The sequence below is a fragment of the Staphylococcus sp. EG-SA-2 genome, from assembly GCF_017152085.1.
The window spans coordinates 1-4,110 of sequence record NZ_JACYHC010000501.1 but is presented as its reverse complement, the minus strand read 5'-3'; the positions used below and the strand labels follow the sequence as shown (position 1 = coordinate 4,110).

The 4,110-nt window shown below is 33.8% G+C and carries 1 protein-coding gene and 1 pseudogene; both read left to right on the top strand.

All coding sequences use genetic code 11. The features are described 5' to 3' along the window. Nucleotides 1–492 (top strand): annotated as a pseudogene (gene norB / locus IDG60_RS07910) (multidrug efflux MFS transporter NorB); the annotation flags it as partial. A gap of 397 nt (nucleotides 493–889) precedes the next feature. Next, nucleotides 890–4,110 (top strand): hyperosmolarity resistance protein Ebh (ebh, locus tag IDG60_RS07905; RefSeq protein ID WP_206160600.1); only part of this gene is annotated, 3,221 nt, incomplete at its 3' end.

Genomic DNA, 4,110 nt, shown 5'->3' with positions numbered 1-4,110 from the left:
TCATTGCAAGCAGGAAGTTTATCAATCACTTATTTAGTAATGGTACTAATTATGATTCGTGTTGGTGAAAAGTTACTTCAAACACTCGGATGCAAGAAACCAATGTTAATTGGAACAGGAGTTCTTATTGTCGGAGAATGTCTCATTTCATTAACTTTCTTGCCAGAAATATTGTATGTCATTTGTTGTATTATAGGTTATTTATTCTTTGGTTTAGGACTAGGAATATATGCTACACCATCAACAGATACAGCAATTGCAAATGCACCGTTAGAAAAAGTAGGAGTTGCTGCAGGTATCTATAAAATGGCTTCTGCATTAGGTGGAGCATTTGGCGTCGCATTGAGTGGTGCAGTTTATGCAATCGTATCAAATATGACAAACATTTATACTGGTGCAATGATTGCATTATGGTTAAACGCAGGTATGGGAATATTATCATTCGTTATCATTTTGTTACTTGTGCCTAAACAAAACGACACTCAATTATGATAATTGAGAATTAAATTGAAATCATACAAGTCGCTACAATATTAAACAAAAATATAAACCGATTCTTATGTGTCATTATTTTAAATGAACATAGGGATTGGTTTTTTATTACTCTTTTACGCTACTTTATTTATAATTATTATAAATTGTCACAAATTCAATTTACCTTACAACATATTTTGTGTTATTATATTCTGGATCATAAATAAATTGTTCAACACATAGTTGTAATGTGTTTCAATACTTTTTGGATAGATTGCGAAATTGTATTGAATCGTCATCGTTTTAAATTTTTAAATGAGAATGGAATGAGCATTACAATATACAAGCAATCAAAAGTAAATACATTCACAACACAACAGAGACATAACAACAAGATAAGGAGTGAACAATAGCTGTGAATTATCGTGATAAAATTCAAAAGTTTAGTATTCGTAAATATACAGTTGGTACATTTTCAACTGTCATTGCGACATTGGTATTTTTAGGATTCAATACATCACAAGCACATGCTGCTGAAACAAATCAACCAGCAAGCGTGGTTAAACAGAAACAACAAAGTAATAATGAACAGACTGAGAATCGAGAATCTCAAGTACAAAATTCTCAAAATTCACAAAATAGTCAATCATTATCCGCTACTCATGAAAATGAGCAACCAAATAATAGTCAAGCTAATTTAGTAAATCAAAAAGTAGTGCAATCATCTACTACTAATGATGAACAACCAGCATCTCAAAATGTAAATACAAAGAAAGATTCGGCAACGGCTGCGACAACACAACCAGATAAAGAAGAAAGTAAGCATAAACAAAACGAAAGTCAATCTGCTAATAAAAATGGAAACGACAATAGAGCGGCTCATGTAGAAAATCATGAAGCAAATGTAGTAACAGCTTCAGATTCATCTGATAATGGTAACGTACAACATGACCGAAATGAATTACAAGCATTTTTTGATGCAAATTATCATGATTATCGCTTTATTGACCGTGAAAATGCAGATTCTGGCACATTTAACTATGTAAAAGGCATTTTTGACAAGATTAATACTTTATTAGGCAGTAATGATCCAATTAACAATAAAGACTTGCAACTTGCATACAAAGAATTGGAACAAGCTGTTGCTTTAATTCGTACAATGCCTCAACGTCAACAAACTAGCCGTCGATCAAACAGAATTCAAACGCGTTCTGTTGAGTCTAGAGCTGCAGAGCCTAGATCAGTATCAGACTATCAAAATGCAAATTCATCATATTATGTTGAAAATGCTAATGATGGTTCAGGATATCCTGTAGGTACATATATCAATGCTTCTAGTAAAGGGGCGCCATATAATTTACCAACTACACCATGGAATACATTGAAGGCCTCTGACTCAAAGGAAATTGCTCTTATGACAGCGAAACAAACTGGAGATGGCTACCAATGGGTTATTAAGTTTAATAAAGGACATGCTCCACATCAAAATATGATTTTCTGGTTTGCATTACCAGCAGACCAAGTGCCAGTAGGAAGAACTGACTTTGTAACAGTTAATTCAGATGGAACAAATGTACAATGGAGTCATGGAGCAGGAGCAGGTGCAAATAAACCACTTCAACAAATGTGGGAATATGGAGTAAATGATCCTGATCGTTCACATGACTTTAAAATAAGAAATAGAAGTGGCCAAGTAATATATAGCTGGCCAACTGTCCATGTTTATTCTTTAGAAGATTTATCTAGAGCGAGTGATTATTTTAGTGAAGCTGGAGCGACACCTGCTACTAAAGCATTTGGTAGACAAAATTTTGAATATATTAATGGTCAAAAACCTGCTGAATCACCGGGTGTTCCTAAAGTTTATACTTTCATCGGTCAAGGTGATGCAAGTTATACAATTTCATTTAAAACACAAGGTCCAACTGTTAATAAATTGTATTATGCAGCAGGTGGGCGTGCTTTAGAGTACAATCAATTATTTATGTACAGTCAACTATACGTCGAATCAACGCAAGACCATCAACAACGTCTTAATGGTTTAAGACAAGTGGTTAATCGTACATATCGCATAGGTACAACTAAACGTGTAGAAGTGAGTCAAGGAAATGTACAAACGAAAAAGGTATTAGAAAGTACAAACCTAAATATAGATGATTTTGTTGATGATCCTTTAAGTTATGTTAAGACGCCGAGTAATAAAGTGTTAGGTTTTTACCCAACTAATGCAAATACTAACGCTTTTAGACCGGGGGGCGTTCAAGAATTAAATGAATATCAATTAAGTCAATTATTTACTGATCAAAAATTACAAGAAGCAGCAAGAACTAGAAACCCAATAAGATTAATGATTGGTTTCGACTATCCTGATGGTTATGGTAATAGTGAAACTTTAGTTCCTGTTAACTTAACGGTATTACCTGAAATCCAACATAATATTAAATTCTTTAAAAATGACGATACTCAAAATATTGCTGAAAAACCATTTTCAAAACAAGCTGGGCATCCAGTTTTCTATGTATATGCAGGTAACCAAGGGAATGCTTCCGTGAATTTAGGTGGTAGCGTAACATCTATTCAACCATTACGTATTAATTTAACAAGTAATGAGAATTTTACAGATAAAGATTGGCAAATTACAGGTATTCCGCGTACATTACACATTGAAAACTCGACAAATAGAACTAATAATGCTAGAGAACGTAACATTGAACTTGTTGGTAATTTATTACCAGGGGATTACTTTGGTACGATACGTTTTGGACGTAAAGAACAATTATTTGAAATTCGTGTTAAACCACATACACCAACAATTACAACGACAGCTGAGCAATTAAGAGGTACAGCATTACAAAAAGTGCCTGTTAATATTTCGGGAATACCGTTGGATCCATCGGCATTGGTTTATTTAGTTGCACCAACAAATCAAACTACGAATGGTGGTAGTGAGGCAGATCAAATACCATCTGGTTATACGATACTTGCGACTGGTACACCTGATGGGGTGCATAATACAATTACTATACGACCGCAAGATTATGTTGTATTCATACCACCTGTAGGTAAACAAATTAGAGCAGTAGTTTATTATAATAAAGTAGTTGCATCTAATATGAGTAATGCTGTTACTATTTTGCCAGATGACATTCCACCAACAATCAATAATCCTGTTGGAATAAATGCCAAATACTATCGAGGCGACGAAGTCAACTTTACAATGGGAGTCTCTGATAGACATTCTGGTATAAAAAATACAACTATTACTACTTTGCCAAGTGGTTGGACATCAAATTTAACTAAATCCGACAACAAAAACGGCTCATTAGCTATTACAGGTAGAGTCTCTATGAATCAGGCATTTAACAGTGATATTACATTTAAAGTATCAGCGACAGACAATGTCAATAATACGACAAATGATAGTCAATCTAAACATGTGTCAATTCATGTAGGTAAAATTAGTGAAGATGCTCATCCGATTGTATTAGGAAATACTGAGAAAGTTGTAGTAGTCAATCCGACTGCTGTATCTAATGATGAAAAGCAAAGCATAATTACTGCCTTTATGAATAAAAACCAAAATATAAGAGGATATTTAGCATCAACTGATCCAGTAACTGTCGATAATAATGGTAA